Raw genomic sequence first — 18,476 nt, forward strand, 5'->3', positions numbered from 1 at the left:
CGACGCAAATTCAGCGCGTTTTTCTCCAGCCGATCAGCCAGACCACAAGGCCTCCGGCCATCACCCAGGCGGGCATCATCTCCCAGTCCGGGCGGTTGATCAGCAACAGCGTGCCGCTGAGCAACAAGGTAGCGCCAATGCCAAAGAGGTAGCGAGACTGCCCCTGACGCACGCGATTGGACTGAAGCTCGCTGGCGATTTTATCCATGCTGTGCTGAAGGTTCTTGCTCTGACGCAAAGTGTCGTAAACCAGTTCAGGGATCTCTGGCATTTTTTCGATCCAGAACGGCGCTTTGTCTTTAAACGCACGCACCAGCGAAGGAAGGCCCACCTGATCCTTAATCCACGACTCAAGGAAAGGTTTCGCTGTTTTCCATAAGTCTAACTGAGGATAGAGCTGGCGGCCTACGCCCTCAACGTAAAGTAGTGTTTTCTGAAGTAAAACTAACTGCGGTTGCACTTCCATATTGAAGCGTCGCGCGGTGTTAAAGAGATTCAGCAGAACGTGACCAAATGAGATTTCTGACAGCGGCTTCTCAAAAATCGGCTCACAGACGGTGCGGATCGCAAACTCAAACTCTTCGACGTTGGTATCCGGCGGAACCCACCCCGAATCGACGTGCAGCTCGGCCACCTTACGGTAATCGCGATTAAAGAAGGCGATAAAGTTCTCTGCCAGATAGCGTTTATCTTCTTTGTTCAGCGAGCCGACAATACCGCAGTCGATGCCGATGTATTTCGGATCTTCCGGATGTTCGTAGCTGACAAAAATATTACCTGGATGCATGTCGGCGTGGAAAAAGCTGTCGCGGAATACCTGAGTGAAGAAGACCTGCACGCCGCGCTCCGCCAGCAGTTTCATGTTGGTGCCCTGATTTTCCAGCGCCACCACATCCGAGACGGGAATGCCGTAGATGCGCTCCATCACCATCATGTTCTGACTGCAATAGTCCGAATAGACCTCAGGCACATACAGCATCGGGCTGTTTTCAAAGTTACGGCGCAACTGAATGGCGTTGGCCGCTTCGCGCAATAAATTCAGTTCATCGATCAGCGTTTTTTCGTATTCACGCACCACTTCGACTGGGCGCAGACGACGACCATCCGGTAACAGGCGCGGGACCCAGCGAGCCAGACGATAAATCAGCTTCATGTCTGCTTTAATGATCGGCAGGATATCGGGGCGAATGACTTTGATGACGATCTCTTTGCCGTTCTCTTTCAGGCGCGCAGTATGCACCTGCGCAATGGAGGCTGAGGCCAGCGGGGTGATCTCAAAATCATCGAACCAGGTTTCAACAGGAATGCCGCCCATCGCCTCTTCAATCTGCTGCTTGGCACGCGCACCGTCGAAGGGGGCAACGCGGTCCTGAAGCAACGCCAGCTGATCGGCAATTTGCGGTGGGAAGAGATCGCGGCGGGTAGAGAGCATCTGCCCAAATTTAATCCAAACTGGGCCGAGCTCCTGCAACGCCAGTCGCAACCGCTCGCCGAGCGGCTGATCTTTATGACGGTTTGGCATCCAGAACAACATGCGCCGCCCGAATCGCAGCGGCAGCGTAATACGCATTTTGGGGATAAGCTCGTCGAGCCCGTAACTCAAAAAGGTGCGGACGATAAAGTAGAGGCGCCGAATTTCACCAGGCGTCATTTGCCCTCCAGTTTTTCCAGCCGTTGGGTTAGCGCGTCAACCGCGCGTTCGACAGCGGCAGTTTCTTCTGCAAACCACGCCATCTCAAGCGGACCGGGCGCCATACGCCACTCTTCAGTCAGCACTTCAGCCACGTAGCGTTGCTGGCGCTGCACGCCTTTACGTAAAAAGGACGACCCGCCGCGCAGAAACTTGCCGATGCCTTCGGCCACGATGTCACCGGTATAAGGTGCCAGCAGCTCCGCCGGGTCAAACTCGGCCAGATCGGCCAGTGCGACAAAGTTTTGCACCACCTGAATATCGCCTTCGACTTCCAGCTCACCGCTGCGGATTAGCGCCGTGAGTTGCTGACGGTCGCGCAGTTTTGGCAGCACGCTCATGTGCGTAATGACAGAGCAATCGGCGTCGCCTTCCCACTCGCCCACGACATCCAGCTGGCGTTCGCTGAACACCAGCACCAGCGGCGTCGAGAACTCTTTTAGCACCACGCGAAGTACCTTGCCGTTTAGCCGCTGGCGCGCCGTTTTCAGCGCAGGCGAGCGATACAAAAAGGTATTCAGGACATTCTCGATGCCTGCGGTGACTAACGGTTTAAAAGGCATACGTTGCCTCCAGTCAGAACTTGTAGCCGCGATGCAGCGCAACAACACCCGCCGTCAGGTTGAAATACTCAACGTTTTCAAACTCTGCATCCTGCATCATGGCTTTCAGGGTGTCCTGATCCGGGTGCATACGGATAGACTCCGCCAGATAGCGATAGCTTTCTGCGTCTTTTGCCACTAATTCGCCAATACGCGGCAAAATATGGAATGAGTAGGCGTCGTACGCTTTGCTCAACGGCTCAATAATTGGTTTGGAGAACTCCAGCACCAGCAGACGTCCACCCGGCTTCAGTACGCGATACATGGAACGCAGCGCTTTTTCTTTTTCGGTGACGTTACGCAGACCGAAAGAGATGGTGATACAGTCGAACGTGTTATCGGGGAACGGCAGGGCTTCGGCGTTAGCCTGTACATATTCAACGTTACCGACCACGCCGATGTTGCGCAGTTTTTCGCGCCCCATTTTCAGCATGGAGTCGTTGATATCAGCCAGCACAACGCGGCCCGTTTCACCGACCATGCGGGAGAATTTTGCGGTCAAATCACCGGTACCGCCGGCTAAATCCAGAACGGTTTGACCACGGCGAACACCGCTACAGTCGATAGTGAAACGCTTCCACAAGCGATGAATGCCGAATGACATCAGGTCATTCATGACATCGTACTTTGCCGCCACGGAATGGAATACGTGGGCCACCATGTCTGCCTTCTGCTCTTTGGCGACAGTCTGAAAGCCAAAGTGCGTTGTTTCTTGTGAATCTTCAACCATCTCAGTGCCTGCTAATCAGTCAAATGTGCATGAAGTGTAACAGATTGGGCGCGTTTGCCCTACGATTCAACCACCCTGAAAGAATCGTTCTGACTGCGTTTCAGGGGCGGTTTGTGCCGCTAACTCACTGTCATCACTGCTCATATTTCGTTCATTCACGCCTTCGCGCAGACGATACTCTTCATCCTGGGCTGTGGCCTGCTCCGCCAGTTCCGGATTAATCTCGCGTTTAACCTCTACGCCCAGCGTACGAAACGCTTCGGCTTGTGCCAGCAAATTACCCCGCCCGGAGGAGAGTTTTTTCATCGCCTGTCGATAGTTATCCTGCGCGCGATCCAGGCTTTGCCCCACGGAGGACATATCGTCGACAAACAGGCGCATTTTGTCATACAGCTTGCTGGCGCAATCGGCAATCTGCTGCGCGTTACGGCTTTGATGTTCGTAGCGCCACAGGTTGGCAATGGTGCGCAGCGCCACCAGAAGCGTGGTCGGGCTGACCAGCATAATGTTGTTTTTCAGCGCTTCGGTGATCAGCTCCGGCTGCCTGTCGAGCGCCAGCAGGAACGCCGGTTCGACCGGGATAAACATCAACACATAGTCCAGCGACCGCAGGCCGGGTAACTGCTGATAATCCTTACGGCCCAGCAGACGAATGTGATTGCGCACGGAGGCGATATGTTCCTGCAGCGCGGATTCGCGGGTGAAATCGTCTTCCGCATTGAAGTAGCGCTCGTAGGCCACCAGCGTCATTTTGGCGTCAATCACCACGTCTTTGCCCTGCGGCAGACGCACGATCACATCGGGCTGCATCCGCGAGCGGGAATCGGTCTCAATGCTGACCTGCGTTTCATATTCGTAGCCTTCGCGCAGCCCGGAGGCCTCCAGCACGCGGGTTAGCACCACTTCTCCCCAGTTGCCCTGGGTTTTGTTGTCGCCTTTCAGGGCGCGCGTCAGGTTGACCGCTTCTTGCGCCATTTGCGCATTTAACTGCTGAAGATTACGGATCTCGTGCGCCAGCGTATGACGTTCACGGGCTTCCTGACCAAAGCTGTCCTGCACCTGGCGACGAAAACCGTCGAGCTGTTCGCGCAGCGGCGTCAGCAATCCATTCAGGCTCTGGCGGTTTTGTTCATCGACGCGGCGATTGCTCTGTTCAAAAATACGGTTGGCGAGGTTTTCAAACTGCTCGCTGAGGCGCTGTTCGCTGTTGATAATCTGGCGGATTTTATCTTCCGCATGCAGCTGGGTGGATTCGAGACGGGTGGTGACTTCGCGGAGATCCGCTTCCAGGGAGGTATTAATATCGCGCAGATTGCGCAGTTCGTTGTTGAGCAACTCGCACTCATCGCGCCAGTGACTGCTCTGGGCCAGCTGCTGTTTAGCAGCGCTCAGCTCAGCGACCATCTCTTCACGATCGAGCAGCTGTTCCGCTTTATGCTGAGCATGTTGATAGCTCGAGATCAGCCAGCCAATGACCAGCCCCGCCAGCGCTATCGCCGCATAAACGATGATTGAGATATCCACAACGCCTCCTGCATCAAACCATTACCGCACAAAATAGAATTGTGCTGTATAAACGTCCAGTTTGAAAGGAATTTCCTGCGAGGCGTTACGCAAAAAAGAAAAGGCCGAACGCGTCGGCCTTGAACAGAATGTTGTGCGATTAGATCAGGCGGCGAGCCGCTTCGACCACAATTTTCACCGCGTGGCTTTCGGTTTGCTTCATGGTTTCTGCGTTCGGGATCTCTTGCTGAGTACGGTTAACGATTACGCCCGCCACCATACCCGCACGCAGACCCTGGCTTGCGCACATGGTCAGAAGCGTTGCCGATTCCATTTCGTAGTTCATGACGCCCATCGACTGCCACTCTTCCATAGAACCTTTAAAGCGGCTCACCACGCGACCGGAGAAGGTGTCGTAGCGCTCCTGGCCTGGGTAGAAGGTGTCAGAAGAAGCGGTCACGCCAATGTGCGTGGTTGCGCCGATAGATTTTGCCGCTTCAACCAGCGCCGTTGTACATTCGAAATCAGCAACAGCCGGGAATTCCATTGGTGCGAAGTGCAGGCTAGCACCGTCCAGACGCACAGACGCGGTCGTCACCAGAACGTCACCGACGCTGATGTGCGGCTGAATCGCACCCGTGGTGCCGATACGCAGGAAGGTACGAATGCCCAGTTGCGCCAGCTCTTCCACAGCAATAGAGGTAGATGGGCCGCCGATACCGGTCGAGCACACAATCACCGCTTTGCCATCCAGCTCAGCACGCCAGGTGGTGAATTCACGATGCGCTGCCAGCTTAACCGGCTTATCCATCAGCGCGGCGATCTTTTCCACACGCTCAGGATCGCCAGGGACGATAGCCAGCGTAGCCCCTTGTAAATCGTTTTTAGTGAGGCCGAGATGAAAAACATCAGACTTAGACATAGGTGACTCCTCTGTGGGTCGGTGTGTCAGAAGAAGTAAAACGGTACTTTACAGAAGCACCAGGCTTAATTTCGTGACACACCTCACCATGAATGAAAATGGTTGCAGTTAATTTCCACAAAATAGTGATTTACATCACATTAACAAGTTATATCGTTCAGGGCTGCACAAAAGATAGCCCGTTTCGGGCACTGTGAGTTGTTAACTTGAGGTCTATATTTACTTTTGCGCTTACAGGTACGGAGAATACCATGACACAAAAGACCCATTTTGCACCTGCTGCTGCCCCTCTCGCCGCGACCATCGTCTCCACGTCAGAAGAAGCCATTACCGCAGGCGAAACCTCGATCCCCTCGCAGGGTGAAAACATGCCCGCTTATCACGCGCGCCCGAAAGAGGCCGACGGTCCGTTGCCGATCGTCATTGTGATACAGGAGATTTTTGGCGTTCACGAACATATTCGCGATATTTGCCGCCGTCTGGCGCTGGAAGGCTATCTGGCCGTTGCGCCGGAGCTTTATTTCCGCCAGGGCGATCCGAATGATTACAGCGATATCCCGACGCTTTTCAGCAATCTGGTCAGCAAAGTGCCGGATGCGCAGGTGCTTGCCGATCTGGACCACGTCGCCAGCTGGGCCGCGCGCCACGGCGGCGATCCGCACCGTCTGCTGGTCACCGGTTTTTGCTGGGGTGGACGCATCAGCTGGCTGTATGCCGCGCACAATCCGCAGCTAAAAGCCGCCGTGGCGTGGTATGGCAAACTGGTCGGTGAGAAAACGCTGAATTCACCGAAACATCCGGTGGATATCGCGACCGATCTTAACGCACCGGTTTTAGGGCTGTACGGCGGACAAGACACCGGGATTTCGCTTGAGAGTGTGGACACCATGCGCCAGGCGCTGCGTGCCGCCAATGCCAAAGCCGATATCGTGGTCTATCCCGACGCGGGACATGCCTTTAACGCCGACTACCGCCCGAGTTATCACGAAGAATCCGCCAAAGATGGCTGGCAACGTATGCTGGCCTGGTTCAGGCAGTATGGGGCGAAAAAGGGTTAAGTTGCTCACACATTGACGCAACAACCGCAGCCGTTGTTTGACTTTTAAACAGAATTTCGACGATATAAAAAGCACAGGCGTGTAACTACGATCCGTAGGCAAGACCTGAAGCCCATCTCTCTCTTTCGGGGGGAAATGGGCTTCAGGTCTTTTTTTTTGCTCTGGAGACAGGGGCCAGACATGAATCACTTGCAGACAGCACTGGATATCATCGCCCAGGTGGGCGGCGCTGAAAACATCGAACATCTCGAGCACTGCTCCACCCGCTTACGGCTGAGCCTTTACGACAACGGGAAAGTGAACGAGGGCGAACTGGCGAAAATTGATGGCGTGCTCGGCGTGCGCGTCAACGTGCAGTGCCAGGTCATTATCGGTCATGAAGTGGTGCAGGTTTACGAAGCGGCGCGCTCCCTCATCGGCACACCCCAGGCAAATGCGTCAGCTCAGACGGTCAAACCCCATCGTGGCGCGCAAATCGTCGACTTTGTGATAAGCGTCTTTCAGCCGCTGGTCCCGGCCATTGCGGGCGGCGGCGTACTGAAATCGCTGCTGCTGTTGCTGGATGTACTTGGCTGGCTCAGCCGCGACAGTTCCACTTACAAAGTGCTGGATAACATCGGCTCTGCCCCACTCTATTTCCTGCCGATACTGGTGGCGATAACCACTGCGACGAAGCTCAAAGTGAACGTGCTGGTTGCCGTCTCTGCCGTGGCGGTAATGGTGTTACCGGCAATGACAAAGCAACTGGCTGATGGCGCAGAGTTCATGTCGTTTGATCTGCGCAATGTCGCCTACGCCTCGCAGGTCTTCCCGGCCATTCTGTGCGTGCTGTTTTACGCTCAGACCGAGAAGCTGTTCAACCGTTACTCTCCTGGCGCCCTGCGCATTTTTCTCTCGCCGATGCTCTCTCTGCTGGTCACGGTGCCAGTGACGTTGCTGATCCTGGGACCATTGGGCTATGAGCTTGGCGCGGGCCTGGCCACGGTGATCTTATGGCTTTATGGCAAGCTGGGATTTGTGGCGACCGGGTTACTCGCGGCAGCCCTGCCGTTTATGGTCGCAGCTGGCATGCATAAGCCGATGCTGCCTTATGCCGTCGCCTCGATGAGCCAGTTCGGGCGCGAAATGCTCTATCTGCCTGCGTCGCTGGCACACAACATCGCTGAATCTGGCGCCTGTCTGGCCATTGCACTCCGGAGCAAAGATAAGGTACTGAAATCCACCGCCTTCTCGGCAGGAATTTCCGCGCTGTTCGGTATTACCGAACCCGCTCTGTATGGCGTCACGCTTCTCAATAAAAAAGCACTTTATAGCGTGCTTGCGGGTAGCCTGGTGGGCGGCGCATTTATCGGCTGGATGGCCATCGAAGCCTTTGCGCTGGTAGGGCCAGGCCTTGCCAGCATTTCCATGTTCGTCTCACCCGATAACCCAATGAACATCGTCTGGGCCTTTGCGGGTGCCGGTTTATCTTTTGTCATCGCCTTTCTGAGTGCTCTGCTGTTATGGCGCGATAAAGCCCCGGAACAGGCCGATGAACTGCACTTTCTCCGTCCCGTAGAGGGGCAAATCATCCCGCTGGAAAACGTTAACGACGATGTTTTTTCGCGCAAAATCATGGGCGATGGCGTAGCCATTGTCCCTTCGCAGGGCGTCCTGCGTGCTCCCGCCGACGGCTCGGTCGTTAACGTCTTTGAAAGCGGTCATGCCCTAAGCCTCTTAACGGATGCAGGGGTTGAGCTGATTTTCCATATCGGCATCGACACCATCAGGCTGCAGGGCGACGGATTCCGCCCGCTGGTGAAAGAAGGCCAGCACGTCAAAAGCGGCGACACACTGATTGAGTTTTCTCTCGACACCATCACCGCCGCCGGGCTGGATCCGGTTGTGGTCATGATCGTCACGAATGGCGAACGATTCTCGCTGACACCAGGCAGTAACCACGACAAAGACACTCATCCTAATATCATCATGACGCTAAAGGAGTCCGTGTAATGGATAAATCCCTCCCGTTTCCGCAAGGTTTTTTATGGGGCGGCGCGATTGCCGCTAATCAGGCAGAAGGAGCATGGAACGTTGATGGCAAAGGGCCATCCGTCGCTGACGCCATCACCTGGAAACCGAACCTGTCGCTGAAGGATTATGACGGTCATATGGCGCTGACGGATGAAAATATCCGCGATGCGTTTGAAGGGCGCAACGACGCGCTTTATCCCAAGCGTCGCGGCATTGATTTTTATCACCGCTATAAAGACGATATCGCTCTGTTTGCCGAGATGGGCTTTAAGGTTCTGCGCGTGTCCATTGCCTGGTCGCGTATCTTCCCGACAGGCGAGGACGCAGCCCCTAATGAAGCGGGCCTGCAGTTTTACGAGGAGATGTTCCGCGAGCTGCGCCGCCATAATATTGAACCGCTCGTCACGCTCTCACATTATGAAATGCCGCTGGCCCTGAGCGAGAAGTACAACGGCTGGGTACATCGTAACGTGGTGGATGCTTTCGTGCGGTTCAGCAATGTCTGCTTTGATCGCTACAAAGATCTGGTGCGCTACTGGCTCACCTTTAACGAAATCGACAGCATTCATCGCCATCCGTTTACCACCGCCGGGATTCGCGAAGAGAAAAGCGCGCCAGGAAAAGCGCAGCAGGATATTTATCAGGGGCTGCACCACCAGTTTGTGGCCTCTGCGCTGGTGACCCGCGACTGCCACGCCAAAATTCCCGGCAGCCAGGTCGGGTGCATGCTGACGAAGCTCACCACCTATCCTCACAGCTGTCGCCCGCAGGACGTAGAGGCCACGCTGAAAAAAAATCTCGAAAATTACTTTTACGCCGATGTGCAGGTCTTTGGTGAATATCCGCCGCTGATCCTGCGCGATCTCGCCAGCCGTGATATTCAGATTGAGATGCAGGCAGACGATCATCGTATTTTGAAAGATCACACCGTCGATTTTGTCTCGTTCAGCTATTACATGTCCCTCACCGAATCGACGCAGGCTGATGTCGAGCGCACCGCGGGTAACACGATTCTGGGGGTAAAAAACCCGTACTTGCCTGCATCCGAGTGGGGCTGGCAGATTGATCCCGTCGGGTTGAAAATCTCCCTGCTCGAACTGTATGACCGTTACCAAAAGCCGCTGTTTATTGTCGAAAATGGCCTAGGGGCAAAAGATACCATCGAGGAAGGGAAGATCCACGACAGCTATCGTATCGACTATTTCCGCGCCCACTTCGAACAAACATTGGCAGCTATCAACGAAGGGGTAGATGTGATGGGATTCACCACCTGGGGTTGTATCGACATTATCAGCGCGGGCACATCGCAGATGTCCAAACGCTACGGCTTTATTTATGTCGACCAGGATGACGAAGGGAACGGCACGCTGGAACGCCTGAGAAAAGAGTCGTTCTGGTGGTACCAGAGAGTGATTGCCAGCAATGGCGCTGACATGAGCTAAACGGCCAGGCCGCAGGAATAACCGTGATAACGATAAAAAAATCGCTCAATAACAGTATGCTGCTGGTCGACCACGACCAGCGGGAGATGATCCTGTTTGGTAAAGGGATTGGTTTCGGAGCCAAACCCGGTACGCATATTGACCTGGCGCAGGTGGAGAAAGTCTTTCTGCCGCTTAGCGATCTGAAATCCCGCCATTTTTTATCCCTGACGGATACCATTCCTGCGGCGTACTTTGACGTCAGCCATGAGATTCTCACGCTCGCCCGCAGCCTGTGCGGCGAAAAGCTGAACTCCGTGCTGCTGTTTACGCTCGCCGAACATCTGCATTTTGCGGTGGAGCGTAGCCGTAACGGGCAGCTGATCCTGAATAAGCTGAGCTGGGAAGTGAAGCGCTATTACCCGCAAGAATACCGCGTCGGGATGCAGGCGCGAGACAATGTGAATGAACGCTTTGACGTAGAGCTGCCGGAAGAAGAAGCGGTCAATATTGCGTTCCATCTGATAAATGCCAGCAGCCAGGATGACAACAGCTCCGCCCATCAGCAGGTCGAACTGGTGAATCGCATCGCCGAGATCGTGCGCTACAAGCTGAGCAAAGCGATCGATACGGAGTCGGTGAATTACCGGCGGTTTATCACCCATCTGCGCTATTTCGCGGAACGCGTGTTAAGTGGAAGCGTGGTGGTCAGTGAGACCGAGGATTTTTATCAGGAGCTAATGCGCCATCGCCCGGACGCAATGACCGTCGCGTGGGTGATTCGCGATTACGTGCAGGAGAAGTATCAGCTAACGCTGCCGAAAGATGAGCTAACGTGGCTGAGCATTCACATCAGCCGGTTAATGGACGGTCATGCCTAGGCCGGGCAATCGCCCGGCCATATCGCATTACGCCTGACGCAGGTTCTGCGCGGCTTTCACCATGTTCGCCAGTGCCGCACGGGTTTCTGGCCAGCCGCGGGTTTTCAGGCCGCAGTCCGGGTTGACCCACAGACGTTCAGCCGGAATCCGCTGGGCGGCTTTCTGCAGCAGGGCTTCAATCCACTCCACGCTGGGTACGTTCGGGGAGTGAATGTCATACACGCCCGGCCCGATTTCGTTTGGGTAGTCGAACTCTTCGAATGACTCCAGCAACTCCATATCGGAACGCGACGTTTCAATGGTGATCACATCCGCATCCAGCGCGGCGATCGAGTCCATGATGTCGTTAAATTCGCAATAACACATGTGGGTGTGGATCTGCGTGTCGTCCTTTGCCACGGCGGCGTTGATGCGGAACGCTTCCACGCCCCACTCCAGATACGCCGCCCAGTCGCTGCGACGCAGCGGCAGACCTTCGCGCAGTGCCGGTTCGTCAATCTGGATGATGCCAATGCCTGCCGCTTCCAGATCCGCCACTTCATCACGCAACGCCAGCGCAATCTGTTTGGCGATAGTTTCGCGGGTCACGTCTTCGCGCGGGAAGGACCAGCACAGAATAGTCACCGGACCGGTCAACATGCCTTTGACCGGTTTGTCGGTCAGAGACTGGGCGTACTTCGCCCATTCGACGGTAATCGCTTCCGGGCGGCTCACGTCGCCAATCACCACCGGTGGTTTCACGCAGCGTGAACCGTAGCTCTGCACCCAGCCATTCTGGGTAAAGACGAAACCGTCCAGATGTTCGCCGAAATATTCCACCATGTCGTTACGCTCGGCTTCGCCGTGAACCAGCACGTCCAGACCCAGACGTTCCTGCTCAATAATCGCCTGTTTGATGTGTTCGGCGATGCCGGTGCGGTAGTTATTGGCGTCGAGATTGCCTTTTTTGAAGTCCAGACGCAGGCCGCGAATTTCAGTGGTCTGTGGGAATGAGCCAATAGTGGTGGTTGGCCAGGCCGGCAGATTAAAGCGCGCGCGCTGGGCTTCTGCACGAACTTCATAGGCATTTTCACGCTGGCTGTCTTTTGCGGTGATCGCCGCCAGACGTTTTTCCACCGCCGCGTTGTGAACACGAGTCGAGTGACGGCGCGCCTGAATCGGTGCGCTCCATTCGGTAATCGCAGCCGTGTCGCCGCTGTTCAGCGCATCGCGCAGCAGGGCCAGCTCTTCACATTTTTGCAGGGCGAAGGCAAACCAGCTTTTCACTTCCGCATCCAGACGCGTTTCCACGCTTAAATCGATCGGGCTGTGCAGCAGGGAGCAAGACGAGGCTACCCACAGATCACGTTTGCCGACAATGTCTTTGATCTGCGCGTATTTCTCAGTCAAATCGGCACGCCAGACGTTACGTCCGTTGACCAGACCGGCAGAGAGCAGCCAGTCAGCCGGCAGCCGTTTGTGCAGCTCAGCTACGTCATCGTTGCCGTGAACCAGATCAACGTGCAGGCCCTGCACCGGCAGCGCGGTGATGGTGTCGAGGTTCGGCGTGACGCCTTCGAAATAGGTGGTCAGCAGCAGTTTAACCTGCCCGGTGAGGGCGTCGTAAACCGGTTTGTACGCATCCAGCCATGCCTGCGGCAGCTCCAGCACCAGCGCCGGTTCGTCGATTTGTACCCACTCGATGCCGCGTTTTGCCAGCTCAGCCAGCACCTGCTGGTACACCGGCAGGATGTCTTTCAGCAAGCTCAGGCGGTCAAACTGCTCGCCTTTCACTTTGCCCAGCCACAAGTAGGTTACCGGGCCGAGCAGTACAGGTTTGATTTTGTGGCCCAGCGCCAGCGCTTCGTCCACTTCATCCAGGATTTGCGTCCAGGTCAGTTTGAACTGCTGGCCTTTCACAAACTCCGGCACCATGTAGTGATAGTTGGTGTTAAACCATTTCGTCATTTCTGCGGCTGCCGCTGGCTCACCGGTCGGTGCGCGCCCACGACCCAGGCGGAACAGGGTGTCGATATCTACCGATCCATCGTTGTTCTGATGACGAGCCGGCACATTGCCGAGCAGCAGGCTGGTGGTCAGAACATGGTCGTACCAGGCAAAATCGCCCACCGGCAGCAGATCCACGCCTGCCTGTTTTTGCTGATCCCAGTGACGCGCACGCAGCTCGCGTCCAACCGTCAGCAGCTCTTCACGGGTGGCGTTGCCCGCCCAGTAGCTCTCTTGTACTTTTTTCAGCTCGCGGCGAAGGCCAACGCGAGGAAAACCGAGGGTGTGGTTAATAATTGTCATGTCGCTGCCTCTTATGAATTCGTTATTTAGCCATCCAGATGTTTACACATCCATAATGTGAATGTACTGTATGATCCACAAGCGCAAATTGTTCATGGCGAAGTGAAGGACTTTCATGATCGAGATAAAACACCTGAAAACGCTACAAGCGTTGCGGAACTGCGGTTCGCTCGCAGCGGCTGCGGCCACGCTGCATCAAACACAATCCGCCCTGTCCCACCAGTTCAGCGATCTGGAACAACGCCTTGGCTTTCGTCTGTTCGTGCGTAAGAGCCAGCCGCTGCGCTTTACGCCGCAGGGTGAGATTTTGCTGCAGCTGGCAAATCAGGTGCTGCCGCAAATCGCCAGCGCCCTGCAATCCTGCAATGAGCCGCAGCAGACACGGCTGCGCATCGCAATTGAATGTCATAGCTGTATTCAGTGGCTGACGCCCGCGCTTGAGAATTTCCGTCAGAACTGGCCGCAGGTAGAGATGGACTTTAAATCGGGCGTGACCTTTGACCCGCAGCCGTCTCTCCAGCAGGGCGAGCTGGATCTGGTGCTGACTTCCGATATTCTGCCGCGCAGCGGTCTGCACTATTCGCCGATGTTTGATTATGAAGTGCGCCTGGTGCTGGCACCTGACCATCCGCTGGCGGTGAAAACGCGCGTCACGCCGGAAGATCTGGCGACCGAAACGTTGATGATCTATCCGGTGCAGCGCAGTCGTCTGGATATCTGGCGCCATTTCCTGCAACCGGCAGGCATCAGCCCGAACCTGAAAAGTGTTGATAACACCCTGCTGCTGATTCAGATGGTGGCGGCTAAAATGGGGATCGCGGCGCTGCCGCACTGGGTGGTGGAGAGCTTTGAACGTCAGGGTCTGGTAGTAACCAAAACCCTTGGCGAGGGATTGTGGAGCCGACTGTACGCTGCCGTGCGCGATGGCGAGCAGCGTCAGCCGGTCACGGAGGCGTTTATTCGCTCAGCGCGGAACCACGCTTGCGACCATCTGCCGTTTGTTCGGAGCGCGGAGCGACCCAATGGCGATGTACCCACAGGGAAGCCAGAATCACCGTTCCCCCAATAATAAAGCTCGGCCAGTGGGGTTGTTCCTGCCAGATTGCCAGGTTCACCAGCAGCCCCGCAGGCACGTGAACGTTGTTCATGATGCCCAGCGTCCCGGCATCCACCTGCGTGGCTCCGTAGTTCCACATAAAGTAGCCCAGCCCTGAAGCGACTACCCCAAGCCAGATCAGCACGCTCCATTGCAGTGTGGTGGTTGGCAATTTTTGCGGATTGCCCAGCATAAACCACGCCACCACCGCCACGATGAACGCCCCCATATAAAACCAGGCGAACGCGTTGTGCTGCGGCATCGGGTGGATCTCCATCAGGCGTTTGTAACCCACCATGCCGATCGCAAAGCTGATGTTCGCGAGCTGGACAAACATCAGCCCGGTCCAGAAGTGATCGCTCACTTTGTCGTAGCGAATAATCGCCGCACCGGCCACCGCCAGCAGCGCGCTCAGGACATAGCCCCAGCGCAGACGGCGTTTGCTCAGCAGGTCATAAATCAGCGTGATGTAGAGCGGTGTCAGCACCGTGAACAGCAGGAATTCCGATACCGACAGATAGACATAGGCGCGGAAACTGAACAGATACATGATGCCGAGCTGCATTGCGCCCACCAGCATGTACAGCAGAATGGTTTTGATAGTCTGTCCGCGCAGGCGCAGGAACGGCAGGAACACCAGCGCAGCCAGCCCAACGCGCATCAGCACAGAGAAGTAGCTGTCGACGTGTCCGGCAAGATATTCACCGATCAGGCTGAACGAGAAGGCCCACAGGATAGTGGTGATAATGAGTAGCGCCACAATGCATGTCTCTCAGAAAGAAGGACGAGCATTGTAGCGAACTCTTCAGTTGACAACTGAGCAATAAATAATCAAATGAAGATTATTCAAGGAACAGTTTGCGCAGGTAGTTCGGCACGGCGTTATCGGTGTTGGTGCCAATCACCTCCAGCTCCGGATGCAGATCTTTCAGACGCTGGTGCGCGTTTTCCATAATGCAGCCTTTCCCGGCCATCGACAGCATTTCAGCGTCGTTCATGCCGTCGCCAAAGGCGATGCAATCTTTCAGCTCGTAGCCCATGCGTTTTGCCACCGCTTCCAGCGCGTGACCTTTCGATACGCCGCCCGCCATCACTTCCAGACAGGTCAACGTTGAGAAGCTGACGTTCACCCGGTCGCCCCAGCGCGCGTTAATGGCCTGCTCCAGCGGCAGCAGCTCTTCGTGGCTTTCGCAGGTGAAGAACACTTTGCTGATCCCTTCTGGCTCCAGCAGACCCGGCTCGTACAGGGTATAGTTGAAAACCGCTTCCTTGAAGAAACGCATTTCATCCGGACGATGACGGTTCATAAACCAGTCGTCGTTGCGGTAAACGTTGGTGACGATTGACGGGTTGCTATGCACCACGCCAAACAGGTCGGCGGCGATATCGCGATCGAGGTTATGGGTGAAGATCAGATTGCCGTCGGTGTCGTGTACACGCGCACCGTTGGAGGTGATCATGTACGCTTTGATGTCCAGATTATCGCGGATCTGCCCCACGTCCACGTGGTGGCGGCCTGTTGCGAAGACGAAGTTCACGCCACGGGCTGTCAGGAGTTTTAAGGTTTCTTTCGCGTAAGGCGACAGGGTGTGGTCGGGAGAAAGCAGCGTGCCATCTAAATCAGATGCGACAACCTGGTACATAGGAAAATTTAACCTCAATAGGAAATCAGTTATGCCTGTCGAAAAACTCGACGATAGCGTTGAGCGCGACTGAGCGCATGGTGTCCTTTTCAAAAAGGATCTCATGGTACGCGCCCTTTATGACCAAGGGTTTCTCCCCTTCACAGGGGTGCCCGGCGGCGGCGCGCAATTCGCAAAAACGGTCGTGCATGCGGTTATCCACCACACGCTCTTCTTCAGCCTGAATCAGTAACGTTGGCGTGGCATCTTTACCCGCACCGGCCAGCGCAGACTCACCCGCGCGGATACCTTCACGCACCCAGTGGTACGTTGGCCCACCGACGCGCAGGCGCGGCTCATCGGCGTAGAAACGCAGGTTACGCCGATAACGTTGCCGGCTGTGCGTTAGCACGTTCACGGCAAACGGCAGGGCGCGCCAGCGACCGGTCCCGATCGCGTAGCCTTCACGAATGCGCTGATGGCCCTCAGCCCAGTCGAGAATATGGCGAACCATCCAGTCCGGAAAGCGCATCACGATGCCAAACATCGGTGCGGTGAGCGCGATGGCATCGCACTGATGCGGATGACGTTGTAAAAACAGCGTCGCAATCGCCCCGCCCATGGAGTGTGCCAGGATATAGCGCTTGCGCCACGGCCCAGGCTGCACTTCCTGCTCCCAGAACGCAGCGAGATCGTCGACATAATCGCTGAAATTCACCACATGCCCGCGGTGCGAGTCGGATAACAACCGACCGGAGCGCCCTTGCCCACGATGGTCGATAATCAGTACATCAAACCCAAGATGGAAAAGGTCGTAGGCCAGTTCAGCGTATTTAACGTAACTTTCGATACGACCGGGGCAAACCACGATCACGCGGTCGTTTTTGACATTCCGAAAACGAACAAAGCGCACCGGAACATTGTCCACGCCTGTGATTTCGGCTTCTTCGCGCTGACGCCAGAAATCGGTCAGCGGCCCCATGGAGAAAGCAGCAAATGCGTTCTCGCGTGTTTCCCAGTCCTTTTTCTGCTGAAACATCGGGTTTCCACCCCTGTAAGCCAAGGAATATCGTTTTTTCTGGTTGCGTCACACAATGACGCGACAATAGCGTATTGTGGCATAAAAATAGACGATTCGGGAGTTTCAAATGACCTTCCAGTGGTGGTTCGCTTACCTGCTGACATCCATCATCCTGAGCCTTTCCCCTGGCTCTGGCGCGATCAATACCATGACCACGTCCATTAACCACGGCTATCGCGGCGCGGTCGCGTCCATTGCCGGCCTGCAGACCGGGCTGGGCATTCATATCGTGCTGGTGGGGATTGGACTTGGGACGCTGTTCTCGCGTTCAGTGCTGGCGTTTGAAGTGCTCAAATGGGCGGGCGCGGCCTATCTGATCTGGCTGGGCATCCAGCAATGGCGCGCGGCAGGCTCGATTGACCTGAATACCCTCGCCCATACCCAGACACGCGGTCGTCTGTTTAAACGTGCGGTATTTGTGAACCTGACTAACCCGAAAAGCATCGTCTTTCTCGCCGCCCTCTTTCCGCAGTTTATCGTCCCGCATCAGCCACAGGTGATGCAGTACGTGGTGCTCGGCGCCACGACCATTATCGTCGATATCATTGTGATGATTGGCTATGCGACCCTGGCGCAACGAATTGCCGCGTGGATCAAAGGGCCGAAACAAATGAAGGCCCTGAACAAAGTGTTCGGGTCGTTGTTTATGCTGGTTGGTGCGTTGCTGGCGTCGGCGAGGCATGCTTAGTGCCGCTGCATGACTGCCACTTCGTCCTCGCTTTGGACGGTGTGGCACTGCAACTTGCGGGAAAACTGAGCCAGGCAATTGGCCTGGTCACTGCAATTTTTCGCTTCGCACCTCCTCGCAAATCAGCGCCGCAATCAGATCATTAATCGTATCCGCGCGAGTGACCGTTTTATATTATTTAATATCCTTTGCTTCACGTTTTTTTCATCTAACCAGTGTTCACAAAAAAAATAACTTTTTAATCCGATGATCAAGTTAGGTAAGATTGCCAGTTGGCTTAGGTAATAATTTGAATACCGCTTTCCACCATGAATAACAACCACAGAAACTGTAACAAGTATCAAAAGAATTGGTATTACAATCCATTTTGGTAACATACTTTTCTCATTAAATGTAAATACTACAATTATTTCATCGCTGCTTTCGCCGCCGTCTATGCATTATTGTATGCATCACCACCCAATTTTCTGACTGCCATCTGATATATACCCGCTGCCATATGACAACTTGATAGCACTTCTTCAGCATGGGGGATTCCCTGCAACTGTTTATTGCAAGCCTGTACAATGTTATTACCTAACTGGCTATCACAAAAAGCCTTATCTGAGCCCAGTATCCCATAGCACTTGTCATGAGCTTCGCATACAGAAGCAAAACTAACACCATTAATAACATCAGGGACATAGCTGTCTGTATTCACATAACCACATCCGGACCCCAATGGTTTACCATCAGGTCGTAAAGGTATGGAAGGATTCGTATCTACAATGGGACCAGGCATGGCGTTTGTAACTGATGAGTTGACTCCTGGTTGCATAAGTAAGCCACCTAAGGAACTCCACCCATAAAGTCCTAATGGATCCACCAACTGCACAGGATC

16 protein-coding genes are annotated in these 18,476 nt (G+C 55.0%); 6 read left to right on the top strand and 10 right to left on the bottom strand.

Features of this window, described 5'->3' with window-relative positions:
- Positions 1-10 precede the first annotated feature (10 nt).
- The 5 genes from ubiB to udp form a co-directional block, all read right to left on the bottom strand.
- Positions 11-1,651 (bottom strand): ubiquinone biosynthesis regulatory protein kinase UbiB, encoded by a 1,641-nt coding sequence (ubiB, locus tag ACB496_RS21395; protein ID WP_100778462.1) that lies wholly within the window; start codon positions 1,649-1,651, stop codon positions 11-13.
- Complete coding sequence (gene ubiJ, locus ACB496_RS21400) at positions 1,648-2,253, bottom strand: ubiquinone biosynthesis protein UbiJ (RefSeq protein WP_100778461.1); 606 nt, start codon at positions 2,251-2,253, stop codon at positions 1,648-1,650. The genes ubiB and ubiJ overlap by 4 nt, the downstream gene beginning before the upstream one ends.
- A gap of 13 nt (positions 2,254-2,266) precedes the next feature.
- Positions 2,267-3,022 carry a bifunctional demethylmenaquinone methyltransferase/2-methoxy-6-polyprenyl-1,4-benzoquinol methylase UbiE gene (ubiE, locus tag ACB496_RS21405; RefSeq protein ID WP_100778460.1) on the bottom strand — a complete coding sequence of 252 codons (756 nt, stop codon included), beginning with the start codon at positions 3,020-3,022 and terminating at the stop codon, positions 2,267-2,269.
- 66 nt (positions 3,023-3,088) lie between these two features.
- Positions 3,089-4,546 carry a DNA recombination protein RmuC gene (rmuC, locus tag ACB496_RS21410; RefSeq protein WP_371973699.1) on the bottom strand — a complete coding sequence of 486 codons (1,458 nt, stop codon included), beginning with the start codon at positions 4,544-4,546 and terminating at the stop codon, positions 3,089-3,091.
- Between the two features lie 139 nt (positions 4,547-4,685).
- Complete coding sequence (udp, locus tag ACB496_RS21415; protein ID WP_095283865.1) at positions 4,686-5,447, bottom strand: uridine phosphorylase; 762 nt, start codon at positions 5,445-5,447, stop codon at positions 4,686-4,688.
- A gap of 251 nt (positions 5,448-5,698) precedes the next feature.
- On the opposite strand from udp, the gene ACB496_RS21420 reads away from it, so the two are divergent.
- The 4 genes from ACB496_RS21420 (at position 5,699) to ACB496_RS21435 (ending at position 10,820) form a co-directional block, all read left to right on the top strand.
- Positions 5,699-6,505, top strand: a complete 807-nt coding sequence (locus ACB496_RS21420; RefSeq protein WP_371973701.1) for a dienelactone hydrolase family protein — start codon at positions 5,699-5,701, stop codon at positions 6,503-6,505.
- A gap of 180 nt (positions 6,506-6,685) precedes the next feature.
- On the top strand, positions 6,686-8,497 hold the full coding sequence (locus tag ACB496_RS21425) for a beta-glucoside-specific PTS transporter subunit IIABC (RefSeq protein WP_371973703.1): 1,812 nt from the start codon (positions 6,686-6,688) through the stop codon (positions 8,495-8,497).
- Complete coding sequence (locus ACB496_RS21430; RefSeq protein WP_371973705.1) at positions 8,497-9,960, top strand: glycoside hydrolase family 1 protein; 1,464 nt, start codon at positions 8,497-8,499, stop codon at positions 9,958-9,960. The genes ACB496_RS21425 and ACB496_RS21430 overlap by 1 nt, the downstream gene beginning before the upstream one ends.
- Before the next feature lie 23 nt (positions 9,961-9,983).
- Positions 9,984-10,820: a PRD domain-containing protein gene (locus ACB496_RS21435; protein ID WP_100778455.1), complete on the top strand. Its 837-nt coding sequence runs from the start codon at positions 9,984-9,986 to the stop codon at positions 10,818-10,820.
- A 27-nt stretch (positions 10,821-10,847) separates the two neighbouring features.
- On the opposite strand, the gene metE is transcribed toward ACB496_RS21435, so the two are convergent.
- Complete coding sequence (metE, locus tag ACB496_RS21440; RefSeq protein WP_371973707.1) at positions 10,848-13,109, bottom strand: 5-methyltetrahydropteroyltriglutamate--homocysteine S-methyltransferase; 2,262 nt, start codon at positions 13,107-13,109, stop codon at positions 10,848-10,850.
- 115 nt (positions 13,110-13,224) lie between these two features.
- On the opposite strand from metE, the gene metR reads away from it, so the two are divergent.
- Entirely contained in the window at positions 13,225-14,178 is a 954-nt protein-coding gene (metR, locus tag ACB496_RS21445) for an HTH-type transcriptional regulator MetR (RefSeq protein ID WP_107702644.1), read from the top strand.
- On the opposite strand, the gene ACB496_RS21450 is transcribed toward metR, so the two are convergent.
- From ACB496_RS21450 to pldB, 3 genes are all read right to left on the bottom strand, one after another.
- The gene (locus ACB496_RS21450) at positions 14,066-14,965 is read right to left on the bottom strand and encodes a carboxylate/amino acid/amine transporter (protein ID WP_231275210.1); all 900 of its coding nucleotides are present in this window, start codon (positions 14,963-14,965) and stop codon (positions 14,066-14,068) included. The two genes, metR and ACB496_RS21450, sit on opposite strands and share 113 nt — an antisense overlap.
- Positions 14,966-15,047: 82 nt before the next feature.
- Positions 15,048-15,848, bottom strand: coding sequence for a sugar/pyridoxal phosphate phosphatase YigL (yigL, locus tag ACB496_RS21455; protein ID WP_100778451.1), 801 nt, complete (start codon positions 15,846-15,848; stop codon positions 15,048-15,050).
- 25 nt (positions 15,849-15,873) lie between these two features.
- Positions 15,874-16,866 (bottom strand): lysophospholipase L2, encoded by a 993-nt coding sequence (gene pldB, locus ACB496_RS21460; protein ID WP_102105646.1) that lies wholly within the window; start codon positions 16,864-16,866, stop codon positions 15,874-15,876.
- A gap of 109 nt (positions 16,867-16,975) precedes the next feature.
- Between pldB and rhtB the strand changes: the two genes are divergently transcribed.
- Positions 16,976-17,596, top strand: a complete 621-nt coding sequence (gene rhtB, locus ACB496_RS21465; RefSeq protein WP_371973710.1) for a homoserine/homoserine lactone efflux protein — start codon at positions 16,976-16,978, stop codon at positions 17,594-17,596.
- Positions 17,597-18,029: 433 nt separating this feature from the next.
- Here rhtB and ACB496_RS21470 read toward each other — a convergent pair whose 3' ends face one another.
- Entirely contained in the window at positions 18,030-18,296 is a 267-nt protein-coding gene (locus tag ACB496_RS21470) for a hypothetical protein (RefSeq protein WP_371973712.1), read from the bottom strand.
- Positions 18,297-18,476 lie beyond the last annotated feature (180 nt).

It is taken from the genome of Lelliottia nimipressuralis, assembly GCF_041464075.1.
Taxonomy (GTDB): domain Bacteria; phylum Pseudomonadota; class Gammaproteobacteria; order Enterobacterales; family Enterobacteriaceae; genus Enterobacter; species Enterobacter nimipressuralis.